This window comes from Nocardioides agri (genome assembly GCF_013778305.1).
Lineage (GTDB): Bacteria > Actinomycetota > Actinomycetes > Propionibacteriales > Nocardioidaceae > Nocardioides > Nocardioides agri.
In genome coordinates this window covers 1-13,251 of sequence record NZ_JACEIC010000002.1, presented here as the reverse complement: position 1 = coordinate 13,251, position 13,251 = coordinate 1, and the positions used below count along the sequence as shown (strand labels likewise).

Annotated in this window: 12 protein-coding genes; 9 read left to right on the top strand and 3 right to left on the bottom strand. The window is 71.8% G+C overall.

Features of this window, described 5'->3' with window-relative positions; translation table 11 throughout:
- Window positions 1–50: 50 nt before the first annotated feature.
- From HZF07_RS04550 to HZF07_RS04540, 3 genes are all read right to left on the bottom strand, one after another.
- Window positions 51–1,412: an exonuclease/endonuclease/phosphatase family protein gene (locus tag HZF07_RS04550; RefSeq protein WP_157339994.1), complete on the bottom strand. Its 1,362-nt coding sequence runs from the start codon at window positions 1,410–1,412 to the stop codon at window positions 51–53.
- A gap of 156 nt (window positions 1,413–1,568) precedes the next feature.
- Window positions 1,569–2,960, bottom strand: a complete 1,392-nt coding sequence (locus tag HZF07_RS04545) for an endonuclease/exonuclease/phosphatase family protein (protein WP_157339993.1) — start codon at window positions 2,958–2,960, stop codon at window positions 1,569–1,571.
- 4 nt (window positions 2,961–2,964) lie between these two features.
- Window positions 2,965–3,762: a maleylpyruvate isomerase family mycothiol-dependent enzyme gene (locus HZF07_RS04540; protein WP_157339992.1), complete on the bottom strand. Its 798-nt coding sequence runs from the start codon at window positions 3,760–3,762 to the stop codon at window positions 2,965–2,967.
- Window positions 3,763–3,842: 80 nt separating this feature from the next.
- Between HZF07_RS04540 and argC the strand changes: the two genes are divergently transcribed.
- From argC to HZF07_RS04495, 9 genes are read left to right on the top strand one after another with little or no spacing between them, the layout of a single operon-like run.
- On the top strand, window positions 3,843–4,871 hold the full coding sequence (gene argC / locus HZF07_RS04535; protein WP_157339991.1) for an N-acetyl-gamma-glutamyl-phosphate reductase: 1,029 nt from the start codon (window positions 3,843–3,845) through the stop codon (window positions 4,869–4,871).
- Complete coding sequence (argJ, locus tag HZF07_RS04530; protein WP_181644796.1) at window positions 4,868–6,019, top strand: bifunctional glutamate N-acetyltransferase/amino-acid acetyltransferase ArgJ; 1,152 nt, start codon at window positions 4,868–4,870, stop codon at window positions 6,017–6,019. Before argC ends, argJ begins: the two co-directional genes overlap by 4 nt.
- Complete coding sequence (gene argB, locus HZF07_RS04525; protein ID WP_157339990.1) at window positions 6,016–6,951, top strand: acetylglutamate kinase; 936 nt, start codon at window positions 6,016–6,018, stop codon at window positions 6,949–6,951. Before argJ ends, argB begins: the two co-directional genes overlap by 4 nt.
- Window positions 6,948–8,117 carry an acetylornithine transaminase gene (locus tag HZF07_RS04520; RefSeq protein WP_181644795.1) on the top strand — a complete coding sequence of 390 codons (1,170 nt, stop codon included), beginning with the start codon at window positions 6,948–6,950 and terminating at the stop codon, window positions 8,115–8,117. The genes argB and HZF07_RS04520 overlap by 4 nt, the downstream gene beginning before the upstream one ends.
- Window positions 8,114–9,040, top strand: coding sequence for an ornithine carbamoyltransferase (gene argF, locus HZF07_RS04515; RefSeq protein ID WP_157344498.1), 927 nt, complete (start codon window positions 8,114–8,116; stop codon window positions 9,038–9,040). The genes HZF07_RS04520 and argF overlap by 4 nt, the downstream gene beginning before the upstream one ends.
- On the top strand, window positions 9,037–9,579 hold the full coding sequence (locus HZF07_RS04510; RefSeq protein WP_181644794.1) for an arginine repressor: 543 nt from the start codon (window positions 9,037–9,039) through the stop codon (window positions 9,577–9,579). Before argF ends, HZF07_RS04510 begins: the two co-directional genes overlap by 4 nt.
- Window positions 9,576–11,009: an argininosuccinate synthase gene (argG, locus tag HZF07_RS04505; protein ID WP_181644793.1), complete on the top strand. Its 1,434-nt coding sequence runs from the start codon at window positions 9,576–9,578 to the stop codon at window positions 11,007–11,009. Before HZF07_RS04510 ends, argG begins: the two co-directional genes overlap by 4 nt.
- Window positions 11,009–12,421 carry an argininosuccinate lyase gene (argH, locus tag HZF07_RS04500; RefSeq protein WP_157339989.1) on the top strand — a complete coding sequence of 471 codons (1,413 nt, stop codon included), beginning with the start codon at window positions 11,009–11,011 and terminating at the stop codon, window positions 12,419–12,421. Before argG ends, argH begins: the two co-directional genes overlap by 1 nt.
- A complete protein-coding gene (locus HZF07_RS04495; RefSeq protein WP_157339988.1) occupies window positions 12,414–13,007 on the top strand; it encodes a DNA-3-methyladenine glycosylase in 594 nt (197 codons plus the stop codon). The genes argH and HZF07_RS04495 overlap by 8 nt, the downstream gene beginning before the upstream one ends.
- Window positions 13,008–13,251: the final 244 nt, after the last annotated feature.

The following is a 13,251-nucleotide window of genomic DNA, read 5'->3' as shown; positions in this document are numbered from 1 at the left end:
CCGCCTTCAGCGCGGTTTCACTGCTGAAGGCGAGGTGCGTGGCGCGGCCCTCAGTACGTCGCGAGCGGGAACGTCGCGAGCTGGAGGAAGTGGTCCGACGCGACCTGCGAGGCGTCGGCGGGCACCTGGTTCTTGTAGAAGCACGACCCCTTCACCGGACCCAGCGACATGAGGTAGTCGCGGCGGTACGGCGTGATGCGCAGCGGGAACCGGAACGCGAACGTCGAGCCGTACTGGGCGTTCTGGATCGACGCGGCGGCGAACGAGTCGTAGAACCCGGCGTTGAGGAGCGCGATCTGGACGTGGTTGAACGGCGTCGAGTTGATCGACGAGTTCAGGTCGCCGCCGAGGATGACCTGCTCCCCGGACCGCGCCTGCACGGTGGTGAGGAACGGGATCAGCGTCTTCAGCTGCACCTCCCGGGCCTGGAAGGCGCTGGCGTCCTCGCCGACGCGCAGGTGCGTGCCCGCGAAGTAGAACGCCGGCTGCGTGGCCCCGACGGCCTGGAGGCGTGCCCACGGCAGCAGCGAGTCGCCCTTCCCGTCCCCGCCGTTGAGCCGCTCCAGGCCCCGGTCGAGCACGGTGAACTTGGCCGAGTCGACGAAGATCCGGGTGCCGACGAGCCCACCGCCACGGCGGTAGTAGTCGTCACCGAGCGCGTCCACCCACTTGTGGTTGGGGTCCGGGTCAACGGCGTTCATCTGGTCGAGCAGCCACTGGTGCTGCCGGACCGGACCGAAGCCCATGTCGGCCTGCCCGTTGGCCTCCTGGATCGCCACCACCTTCGCGCCGCTCGAGAGGATCTGCGCGGCGGCGTTCGCACCGCGGAGGCTCCAGCTGAACTGGGACGACGCGGGCTCCTTGTCCCAGCCGCGGACGTTGAAGGTCGCGACCGACACCTGGTTGGCCGGGCTCGCCGTGCAGGGGTAGTTCACCGGCGCTTGGATCCACTTGGTCGGGCTCGACGCCTTGGTGCCGCGCGTCCGGTAGATCGTCACCTGGACGAACGAGTAGTTGCCGGACTCCGGCGTCGCGCCGAACGCGTGCGGGATGACCAGGGACTGCTTGTTGCGCTTGACGTTGAAGGTCTGCGTCTTGGTGTTGAGGCTGCGGCTGGGGCCGACGGTCACGGTCCACTTGCGGATCTGCTTGGCAGGAGCGGGCCGCTTCCAGGTCACCCGGATCTTCCCGTCGGGTGTCGGGGCCAGGCTCATCTTGAGGTTGCCCGCGCCGTTGGGGGCGCTCCCGGCGGCCGTGCCCGTGGCGTTGCCGAGCTTCGGCACCGGCCGGTCGGCCCGCGTGTCGGCGGGTCGCGCGGAGGCGCCCGTCGCGGACGCCGCGGTGAGGGCGGTGAGGACGAGTGCGGCGACCAGAGCAGCGCGCGCGGAACGGCGCGCGGAGGTGGCAGTCATTGGCTGGAGGCTCCCCAGTGCGATTCAGCGTCAGAGCGAGTGCGCGTGCCGTGGCACGACCGTTCAACGATAACGAGATCGGCACCGGACGACGGAATCTTTGGCGTTGCGGCCGATTTCTGGGTCCGACGGGCTGGACCACTGCCGATCGGCGCCTCAGTACGGCGGGAGCGGCAGTGTCGCGACCTGCATGAAGTGGTCGGAGGACGCCTGCGCGGGCCTGCGGAAGACGACGTTGACGTAGCGGCACGATCCGCGCACGGACCCGTAGGTCAGGATGTAGTCGCGCCGGTTCGGCGTCCGGCGGACCGGGAAGGCGAGTCCGTTGGTGGTGGGGAACGCGGCGTTCCTCCGGTTCCCGGTGGCGAAGGCGTCGAACATGCCGATCTCCAGGAGCCGCAGCTGCGCCTGGTTGTAGGGGTTGGTGTTGGCAGTCTCGTTGAGGTCGCCCGCGACGATGACCTGGTCCCCGAACGTGGCGTAGAGCTCGCGCACGTGGTCGGCCGTCTGCGCGACCTGGTGGGTCCGGTGGCTCCAGGACGCTCGGTCCTCACCCTGGTCGAGGTGGTTCGAGGTCAGCACGAACGGCGCGGCGAGCCCGGTCGTCGACCTCCTCCCGGCCACCGCCTGGAGGCGTGCCCAGGGCATCAGGGAGTCGCTCCGCAGACCCGGGGCCTTCAGCCGGTAGAGACCGGAGGCGAGCAGCCGGAACCTGTTCCGGTCGTAGATCACCCGCGTGCCCTTGAGACCGGGCCGGCCGCCGGGGTTCTTGTAGGCGGCGTCCGGGAGGGCATCGCGCCACCGCGCGTCGCGGTCGGGATCCTGGGCGTTCAGCTGCCGGAGGACGTACTCGTCCTGCTCGAGCTTGCCGAAGCCCGCGTTCTCGGGTCCGCTGGCCTCCTGGATCGCGACGGCGTGCGCGCCGCTGTGCAGGATCTGGTGGATGACGTTGTCGCGCCGGACCGTCCACGGGTAGGTCTTGTTGCGCTTGCGCCTCTCGGTCAGCCAGTTGCGGATGTTGAACGTGCCGACGGTGACCCGGTCGTCGGGCGCGGCGGTACACGGGCTGACGGTGGGCGCCTGGATCCACTTGGTCGGGCTGGCGCCGACCTGCCCGGACCGGCGGTGGATGACCACCTTGACGAAGGTGAAGTTGCCCGAGTCGGGCAGCACGCCGTACGCCGGCGGCACGACCAGCGACTGCGTGGTCGGGCTCACGTAATAGCTCTGGACGAGGTTGTCGAGGCGCCGGTTGACGCCCACCTTCACCACGAACTTCTCCAGCTTGTCGGGCGTCGTCGGGCGCTTCCAGCTGACCGCGACGGAGCCGTCGGCCGTGAGCGCGAGGCTGAGCTCCAGGTTGCCGCGACCATTGGGCTGGCTGCCGGGGCCGGTCCCGGTCGTGCTGGACAGGGGGCTCGGTCCGGCCGACGGTGCGGGGGAGGCCGGGACGAGGGTGGCGGTGAGCACACCGGCGAGGACCGCAGCGGTCGCGCTGGCGAGGCGGACGGACATGGTCTGCCCGTACCGCCACCCGCCCTCGGTCATGCGTTCACTCGATGGCCTGGTTCACCACCCGGCGGAAGGCATCGTAGGTCGTGCGGTCGCCAGAGACCTCCAGCCGGTCGTCGCCGCCGCGCCGCCAGAGCCAGGCGTCGAGGTCGGCGGCCGGGCCGACGAGCACCGCGTCGGGCTCACTCCCGGGATCGGCGACCGCGGCGATGTCGTCCTCGTCGTACACCTTGCCGCTCTCGGGGTCGGTGCCGGTGAAGCGGCCGAGCTCCACCCAGATCGACGCCCCGGTGTCGGCCACGTCGACCCGGACATGGCGCCCGTAGCCGGTGAACGTGCCCCACGTGGGCCCGCCGCCGAACATGACCGCGAGTGCCTCCTCGACGCCGTCCGTCGCGAGCACGGGGTCGAGCGGGGTGACCTCGCCGGCGGTCTGCTCGGCGTCGAGGCGGTGGATCAGCGCCTCGTGGGCCTGGCGGCGGAACGTGAACCCGACGGTCTGCTCGCTCGACCAGGTCCAGGCCTCCTCGGCGGGATCGGCCGCGGCGAGCGCCGCGACCAGGCGGGCCTCCTGCTCCTCGTGGTAGGCGAGCAGGTCGTCGTACGACGCGGGCTTCTCCGGCTCGGTCCAGTCGTCGTCCGGCCCGGCCGGTCGCTGCTCGACGATGTCGGCCCAGAACTGGAGCACACCGCCGTGGTGCCCGAGCAGGTTGGCCGCCGTCCAGTCCGGGCAGCCCGGCACCCGGGCCTCCGGGTCGCACCCGGCGAGCACGGTGCGCAGCCGCGTGGAGTCGGCGCGCAGGTGGCGGAGGTAGTCGTCGAAGGCGAGTCTCGTCATGGTCAGCAAACCTAGGGGCGACCGGCGACACCGAACCAGCCGAATTCATGAACATGCAGGGTCATGTATAGTCATGCGCTATGCCGACCAGGATCGCCGTCGCCGGAGCCAGCGGGTACGCCGGAGGCGAGCTGCTGCGCCTGCTGCTGAGCCACCCCGACGTCGAGATCGGCGCCCTCACCGGAGCCTCCAACGCCGGCCAGCCGCTCGGCGCGCTGCAGCCCCACCTCGTGCCGCTCGCCGACAGGGTGCTCGAGGAGACGACCGTCGAAACCCTCCGCGACCACGACGTGGTCTTCCTCGCGCTCCCGCACGGCCAGTCCGGCGAGCTCGCGGCGCAGCTCGGTGACGACACGGTCGTCGTCGACTGCGGCGCCGACTTCCGGCTCGCCGACCCCGGCGCGTGGGCGAAGTTCTACGGCGGCCCCCACGCCGGCACCTGGCCCTACGGGCTCCCCGAGCTCCCCGGCCAGCGCGACCGGCTCCGCGGCGCGACCCGCATCGCCGTCCCCGGCTGCTACCCGACGGTCTCCACGCTCAGCCTCGCGCCCGCGATCGCCGCCGGCCTCGTCGAGCCCGACGTCACCGTGGTCGCCGCGTCCGGCACGTCGGGCGCCGGCAAGGCGGCCAAGCCGCACCTGCTCGGCAGCGAGGTGATGGGCAACGCCAGCGCGTACGGCGTGGGCGGGGTGCACCGCCACACCCCGGAGATCACCCAGAACCTCTCGACGCTCACCGACGCCGACGTGCGGGTCAGCTTCACGCCGCTGCTGGTGCCGATGCCGCGCGGCATCCTCGCCACCTGCAGCGCGCGGATCACCGGTGATCTCACCGCCGACGAGGCCTATGACGTCTACGCCAAGGCGTACGCCGACGAGCCCTTCGTCCACCTGCTCCCGCCGGGCCAGTGGCCGCAGACGAAGTCGGTGACCGGCTCCAACGCCGTCCACCTCCAGGTGACGGTCGACGAGGACGCACGACGAATGGTCGCCGTCGGTGCCGTGGACAACCTGTCCAAGGGCACCGCCGGCGCTGCCGTCCAGTGCATGAACCTCGCGCTCGGCCTCGACGAAGGCCTGGGCCTCTCGACCGTAGGAGTAGCTCCGTGACCGTCACCACCCCCGCCGGCTTCCGGGCCGCCGGCGTCGCCGCCGGCCTGAAGTCCACCGGCGCCAAGGACGTCGCGCTCGTCGTCAACGACGGCCCGACCTTCGACTCGGCCAGCGTCTTCACCGCCAACCGCTGCAAGGCCAACCCCGTGCTCTGGAGCCAGGAGGCGGTCAAGGACGGCACCGTGCGGGCGGTGTTCCTCAACTCCGGCGGCGCCAACTGCTACACCGGCCCCGACGGCTTCCAGACCACCCACCAGGTCGCCGAGACGGTCGCGGGACAGCTCGGCGTCGGCGCGATCGATGTCGTCGTCTGCTCGACCGGTCTGATCGGGCTCACCAACCCGCGCGACCAGGTCCTCGCCGGCGCGCGGGCGGCGTACGCCGCGCTGTCGGCCGACGGAGGAGCCGAGGCCGCGCAGGCGATCATGACCACCGACTCGGTGAGCAAGCAGGTCGTCGTCGAGGGCGCCGGCTGGACGATCGGCGGCATGGCCAAGGGCGCCGGCATGCTGGCGCCGCAGCTCGCCACGATGCTGGTGGTGATCACCACCGACGCCGTCGTACCTGCGGCCGACCTCGACACCGCGCTCCGCGCCGCCACCCGGGTCAGCTTCGACCGGCTCGACTCCGACGGCTGCATGTCCACCAACGACACCGTCACCCTGATGGCGAGCGGCGCGAGCGGCATCACCCCGAGCCTCGACGACTTCACGGCGGCGCTCACCCAGGCGTGCACCGACCTCGCGATGCAGCTGCTCGCCGACGCCGAGGGCGCCGACCACGAGATCGCCATCACCGTCGTCAACGCGGCCAGCGAGGACGAGGCGGTCGAGGTCGCCCGCAGCGTCGGCCGCTCCAACCTCTTCAAGGCAGCGATCTTCGGCAACGACCCCAACTGGGGCCGGGTGCTGGCCAGCATCGGCACCACGAGCGCGCAGTTCGACCCCGCCGACCTCGACGTCGCGATGAACGGGATCTGGGTCTGCAAGCAGTCCACCCCGCACGCCGACCCGGCGACCGTCGACCTCAAGCCGCGCGAGGTCAGCGTGACGATCGACCTCAAGGCCGGGTCCGCGCGGGCCACCGTCTGGACCAACGACCTCACGCACGCCTACGTCCACGAGAACAGCGCGTACTCCTCATGAGCATCGACCACGTGCACCACGACCCCAGCAAGCCGGACCCGGCGAAGGCCCGCACCCTCGCCGCGGCCCTGCCCTGGCTGAAGCGCTACCACGGCAAGATCGTGGTGGTGAAGTACGGCGGCAACGCCATGACCGACGACGCGCTCAAGCGCGCGTTCGCGGAGGACATCGCGTTCCTGCGCTTCGCCGGCTTCAAGCCGGTGGTGGTGCACGGCGGCGGCCCGCAGATCTCCACGATGCTCGACAAGCTCGGGATCGAGTCGGAGTTCCGTGGCGGCCTGCGGGTCACGACGCCCGAGGCGATGGACGTCGTCCGCATGGTGCTCGTCGGCCAGGTCCAGCGCGAGCTGGTCGGGCTGATCAACGAGCACGGCCCGCTCGCCGTCGGCTGCTCCGGCGAGGACGCGGGCCTGTTCACGGCCACCACCACCGGCACCGTGGTCGACGGCGAGGAGGTCGACCTCGGCCTGGTCGGCGAGGTCACCCAGGTGCGGCCCGAGTCGGTGCTCGACCTCATCGAGGCGGGCCGGATCCCGGTCGTCTCCAGCGTCGCGCCCGACGTCGACGGCCGCGTGCACAACGTCAACGCCGACTCGGCGGCGGCAGCGCTCGCGGTCGCGCTGAAGGCCGAGAAGCTGCTCGTGCTCACCGACGTCGAGGGCCTCTACCTCGACTGGGGGCACTCCGACGACGTGATCGGCGAGATCAGCCCGGAGGCGCTCGCGGAGATCCTCCCGTCGCTCGCGTCCGGCATGATCCCCAAGATGGGCGCCTGCCTGCAGGCCGTCGAGAACGGCGTACCCCGCGCGACCGTGGTCGACGGGCGCGAGCCGCACGCCGTGCTGCTCGAGCTGTTCACCAGCGAGGGCGTCGGCACCCAGGTGCTGCCCGGCGTCGAGACCAAGACCCGGAAGGCGAGGGACGCCCAGTGAGCACGTTCCAGGAGCGGTACGCCGCCTCCGTGATGAACACGTTCGGCCCGCCCAAGCTGGTGCTGGTCAAGGGCGAGGGCGCCCACGTCTGGGACGTCGACGGCAACGAGTACGTCGACCTGCTCGGTGGCATCGCCGTCAATGCGCTCGGCCACGGCCACCCGGCGCTGGTCGAGGCCGTGTCCGCCCAGCTGCAGACCCTCGGGCACGTCTCCAACTTCTTCACCACCCCGCAGCAGGTCGAGCTCGCCGAGAAGCTCCTCGAGCTCATCGGCGCGGACGCCGGCGGCGGCAAGGTCTTCTTCACCAACTCCGGCACCGAGGCCAACGAGGCGGCGTTCAAGCTCACCCGCCGCACCGGCCGCACCCACGTCGTGGTCGCCGAGCAGTCCTTCCACGGCCGCACGATGGGCGCGCTCGCACTGACCTCCAAGGAGGCCTACCGGGCGCCGTTCGAGCCCCTGCCGGGTGACGTCACGTTCGTGCCCTTCGGCGACGTCGACGCGCTCGCGGCGGCGGTCACCGACCGGACCGCCGCGATCCTGCTCGAGCCGATCCAGGGCGAGGCGGGCGTCAACGTGCTGCCCGACGGCTTCCTCGCGACCGCGCGCGCCATCGCCGACGAGCACGGCGCGCTGCTCTGGCTCGACGAGGTGCAGTCCGGCATGGGCCGCACCGGCGAGTGGTTCGCGCACCTCCCGTCGGGCGTCACGCCGGACGTCGTGACGGTCGCGAAGGGCCTCGGTGGCGGCTTCCCCATCGGCGCCTGCATCGCCCTCGGCCCGGCCGGTGAGCTGCTCCAGCCCGGCAACCACGGGACCACGTTCGGCGGCAACCCCGTCGCCTGCGCGGCCGCGCTCGCCGTGATCCGCACCATCGAGGAGCAGGACCTGCTCGAGCACGTGAGCGTGCTGGGCCAGAAGCTCCGCGACGGCCTGGTCGCCGACCCCCGGGTCACCGAGGTCAGGGGAGAGGGCCTGCTCATCGGGCTCGACCTCGCGGAGGAGCGGTCCGCGGAGGTCGCGGCGGCGGCGCTGAAGTCGGGCTTCATCATCAACAACGCGACGCCGCAGCGCATCCGGCTCGCCCCGCCGCTGGTGCTCACCGACGACGACGCCAAGGCGTTCCTCGCCGCGTGGCCCGCGATCCTGGACGAGGCCTTCTGATGCGACACTTCCTGGCCGACGACGACCTCAGCCCCGAGGAGCAGGCGCGGGTCCTCGACCTGGCGTTCGAGCTCAAGCAGTCGCCGTACGCCGCGAAGCCGCTGGCCGGCCCCCGGACGGTCGCGATGATCTTCGACAAGCAGACGCTGCGCACGCAGTCGTCCTTCGCCGCCGGCATCGCCGAGCTCGGCGGCTTCCCGATGCTCGTCGACGGTGCGCTCGCCGGCATCGGCGTCCGCGAGTCCGTGCACGACGTGGCCCGGGTGCTCGGCCGCCAGGCGTCGATGATCGTGTGGCGGACCTACGAGCAGTCGCGTCTCGAGGAGATGGCCGAGCACGCCGGCGTCCCGGTCGTCAACGCGCTCACCGACGACTTCCACCCCTGCCAGCTGCTCGCCGACCTGCTCACGGTGCGTGAGCACAAGCAGCAGCTGGCCGGCCTGACCGTGGCGTTCGTCGGCGACGGGGCGTCCAACATGGGCAGCTCGTGGCTGCTGGCCGGCGCCACCGCCGGCATGCACGTCCGCATCGCCTCGCCCGACGGCTACCTGCCGGACGCCGCGATGGTCGAGCGGGCCGCGAAGATCGCGGCGAGCACAAGCGGCTCCGCCACCACCGGCACCGACGCGGTCGCCGCGGTCACCGGCGCCGACGTGGTCGTGACCGACACCTGGATCTCGATGGGCAAGGAGGACCAGGCGGCCGCGCGGGCCGAGGTGTTCGCGCCGTACTCGCTCACGACCGCGCTCTTCGACCGGGCCAAGGCCGACGCCATCGCCATGCACTGCCTGCCGGCCTACCGCGGCAAGGAGATCGACGCCGAGGTCCTCGACGGGCCGCAGAGCGTGGTGTGGGACGAGGCGGAGAACCGCCGCCATGCCCAGAAGGCGATCCTCACGTTCCTGATCGAGGCGGCGACGTGACCAGCGCCCCGCTCCGCCCGACGACCAAGAACGCCCGCCACCAGCGCATCGTCGAGATCGTGACCCAGCACGAGGTCCGCTCCCAGAGCGACCTCGCCGCGCTGCTCGCCGAGAGCGGCCTGCGGGTCACCCAGGCGACGCTGTCGCGCGACCTCGTCGAGCTCGACGCGGTCAAGGTGCGCACCCCCTCCGGCGCGCTCGTGTACGCCGTACCCGCCGAGGGCGGCGACCGCCGTCCGGTGGCCCCCGCGGAGACCGCCGCGGCGGCCGCGCGCCTGGCCCGGCTCTGCGGCGAGCTGCTCGTCAGCGCCGAGGCGAGCGCCAACCTCGTCGTGCTCCGCACCCCGCCGGGCGCCGCCCAGTTCCTGGCCTCGGCGTTCGACAAGTCCGAGTTCCACGACATCCTGGGCACGATCGCCGGCGACGACACCGTGCTCGTGATCGGCCGCGACCCCGAGGGCGGCGACGACCTGGCCCGCCGGTTCCTCACCATGGCCGACCACCACCCCCACCCTGACCAGAAAGCAGACAACTCGTGAGCAAGGTCCTGACCTCCCTCCCCATCGGCCAGCGGGTCGGCATCGCCTTCTCGGGCGGCCTGGACACGTCCGTGGCCGTGGCGTGGATGCGGGCCAAGGGCGCGGTGCCGTGCACCTACACCGCTGACATCGGGCAGTACGACGAGCCCGACATCAGCGGGGTCCCCGGCCGGGCCAAGCAGTACGGCGCGGAGATCGCCCGCGCCGTCGACTGCCGCCGGCAGCTGGTCGAGGAGGGCCTGGCCGCGATGGCGTGCGGCGCCTTCCACATCCGCTCCGGCGGGCGCGCCTACTTCAACACCACGCCGCTCGGCCGCGCGGTCACCGGCACGATGCTGGTCCGCGCGATGCACGAGGACGACGTGGACATCTGGGGCGACGGCTCCACGTTCAAGGGCAACGACATCGAGCGCTTCTACCGCTACGGCCTGCTCGCCAACCCCTACCTGCGCATCTACAAGCCCTGGCTGGACGCCGACTTCGTCACCGAGCTGGGCGGCCGCGCGGAGATGAGCCAGTGGCTCACCGAGCGCGACCTGCCCTACCGCGACTCCCAGGAGAAGGCCTACTCCACCGACGCCAACATCTGGGGCGCTACCCACGAGGCCAAGACGCTCGAGCACCTCGACGTCTCGCTCGAGACCGTCGAGCCGATCATGGGCGTCCGCTTCTGGGACCCCGCGGTCGAGATCGCACCCGAGGAGGTCACGGTCCGCTTCGAGCGCGGTCGCCCCGTCGCGATCAACGGCACGACGTACGCCGACTCGGTCGCGCTGGTCCACGAGGCCAACACGATCGGCGGGCGCCACGGGCTCGGCATGTCCGACCAGATCGAGAACCGGATCATCGAGGCCAAGTCGCGCGGCATCTACGAGGCGCCCGGCATGGCCCTGCTCTGGATCGCCTACGAGCGGCTGCTCAACGCGATCCACAACGAGGACACCATCGCCAACTACCACCTCGAGGGCCGGCGGCTCGGCCGGCTGCTCTACGAGGGCCGGTGGCTCGACCCGCAGGCGCTGATGCTGCGCGAGTCCATCCAGCGCTGGATCGCCTCGCTGGTCACCGGGGAGGTCACCCTGCGGCTGCGCCGCGGTGAGGACTACACGATCCTGCGCACCGCCGGCCCGGCGCTGTCCTACCACCCCGACAAGCTCTCGATGGAGCGCACCGACAACGCGGCCTTCGGCCCGCTCGACCGGATCGGCCAGCTCACGATGCGCAACCTCGACATCGCGGACTCCCGCGCCAAGCTCGAGGAGTACGCCGCCCAGCCGCTGGACCAGGGCCAGGTGCTCGTCGAGCACGGCACCCTCTACGGCGAGCTCGAGTCCGGCGGTGCGGACCGGATCGCGGCCAACCCCGCCGTCGAGAAGGAGCCGGACGAGGCGGCTCTCGACGCCGCCGCGATGGAGTTCGGCACCGACTGATGAGCACCAACACCGGGAAGCTCTGGGGCGGTCGGTTCGCGGGCGGTCCGTCGCCCGAGCTCGACGCGCTGTCGCGCTCGACGCACTTCGACTGGCGCCTCACGCCCTACGACCTCGCGGGCTCGCGGGCGCACGCGAACGCTCTCCACCGCGCGGGCCTGCTCACCGACGCCGACCACGCCGCGCTGCTGCGCGGGCTCGAGGCGCTGGGGGAGCGGTACTCCGCCGGCACGCTCCTGCCCGACCCGTTCGACGAGGACGTGCACGGCGCGCTCGAGCGCCTGCTGGTCGAGGAGGTCGGGGCCGACGTCGGGGGCCGGCTCCGCGCCGGCCGCAGCCGCAACGACCAGATCGCCACGCTGTTCAAGGTGTTCCTGCGCGACCACGCCGCCGTGGTCGCCGCGCAGGTGCTCGACCTCGTCGACGCCCTGACCGCCCAGGCGCGCGACCACCTCGACGTGACGATGCCCGGCCGCACGCACCTGCAGCACGCCCAGCCGGTGCTGCTCGCGCACCACCTGCTCGCCCACGCCTGGGCGCTGCTGCGCGACGTCGACCGCCTGAAGGACTGGGACGCGCGGGTCGCCGCGGACTCGCCGTACGGCTCCGGCGCGCTCGCCGGCTCCAGCCTCGGCCTCGACCCCGAGGGCGTGGCCGCCGAGCTCGGGTTCACCGGCTCGACCGCCAACTCCATCGACGGCACCGCGTCCCGCGACTTCGTCGCCGAGTTCGCCTACGTCGCCGCGCAGATCGGCATCGACGTCAGCCGGATCGCCGAGGAGGTGATCCTCTGGTCCACCAAGGAGTTCGGCTTCGTCACGCTGCACGACTCCTGGTCGACGGGCTCGAGCATCATGCCGCAGAAGAAGAACCCCGACATCGCCGAGCTCGCGCGCGGCAAGGCCGGTCGCCTCGTCGGCAACCTGTCCGGGCTGCTGGCCACGCTCAAGGCGCTGCCGCTCGCCTACAACCGCGATCTCCAGGAGGACAAGGAGCCGGTCTTCGACTCGGTCGACACCCTCGAGGTGCTGCTCCCGGCGTTCACCGGCATGGTCGCCACCCTCACCTTCGACGGCGCCCGGATGGCCGAGCTCGCCCCGCAGGGCTTCTCGCTGGCCACCGACATCGCCGAGTGGCTGGTCCGCGAGGGCGTCCCGTTCCGGATCGCCCACGAGGTCGCCGGCGCCTGCGTGCGCCGGTGCGAGGAGCTCGGCATCGAGCTCGACCAGCTCAGCGACGAGCAGTTCGCCGAGATCTCACCAGCCCTGACCCCGGGCGTCCGCGAGGTGCTTACCGTCGAGGGCTCGGTCGGGTCGCGCGACGGCCGCGGCGGCACCGCGCCCGTCCGGGTGCGGGAGCAGCTCGCCGAGCTGACCGCCGTCGTCGACGGACACCGTGCCCGCCTTGCTTGACCTCTCCGGTCCCGTGCTCGAGCAGGCACCCCGCCTGCTCAACGCGGTGCTGCGCCACGGCGACGTCGCCGTGCGCCTCACGGAGGTCGAGGCCTACGACGGCGCGAACGACCCGGGTTCGCACGCCTACCGGGGCATGACCCGCCGCAACACGGTGATGTTCGGGCCTCCGGGGCGCCTCTACTGCTACTTCACCTACGGCATGCACGTCTGCTGCAACGTGGTCTGCGGCCCCGAGGGCATCGCGAGCGCGGTGCTGCTCCGCGCCGGGGAGGTCGTCGACGGCATCGAGGTCGCCCGCGAACGCCGCGCCGGCGCGTCCGACCGGGACCTGGCCCGCGGGCCGGCCCGGCTGTGCCGCGCCCTCGGCATCGGCCTGGCCGACGACGGGGTCGACCTCGAGCGAGGGCCGGTCACCCTCACGCTCGGCAGCCCGCCCGACGACGTCTCGACCGGTCCGCGCGTGGGCCTGCGGGCCGCGGCCGAGCGGTCCTGGCGGTTCTGGATCACGGGGGAGCAGACCGTGTCGAGCTACCGTCCTGCGGCACCGTTGCGGGCGTCACGCCGACCCGATTTGAGTTCCTGAGCAGGCCGCTGCTAACGTTCTTCTTGTCGCGCTGAGCGGCGCCCCTCGGGCCGAAAGGCAAACCAGGGCGCTTCTGCATGCCCGGCACCAGTGAGGATCGGCCCCGAGTTGACGGGGAGGATCGGAACCGGTAAGTTTTTGCAGGTTGCCCCGGCGGCCGGCCCCCTCGAGGGTCGCCTCGGTGTGCGTCTGATGTTTGAGAACTCAACAGTGTGTCATAGTCGACGAATTAGTTTGTTATGCC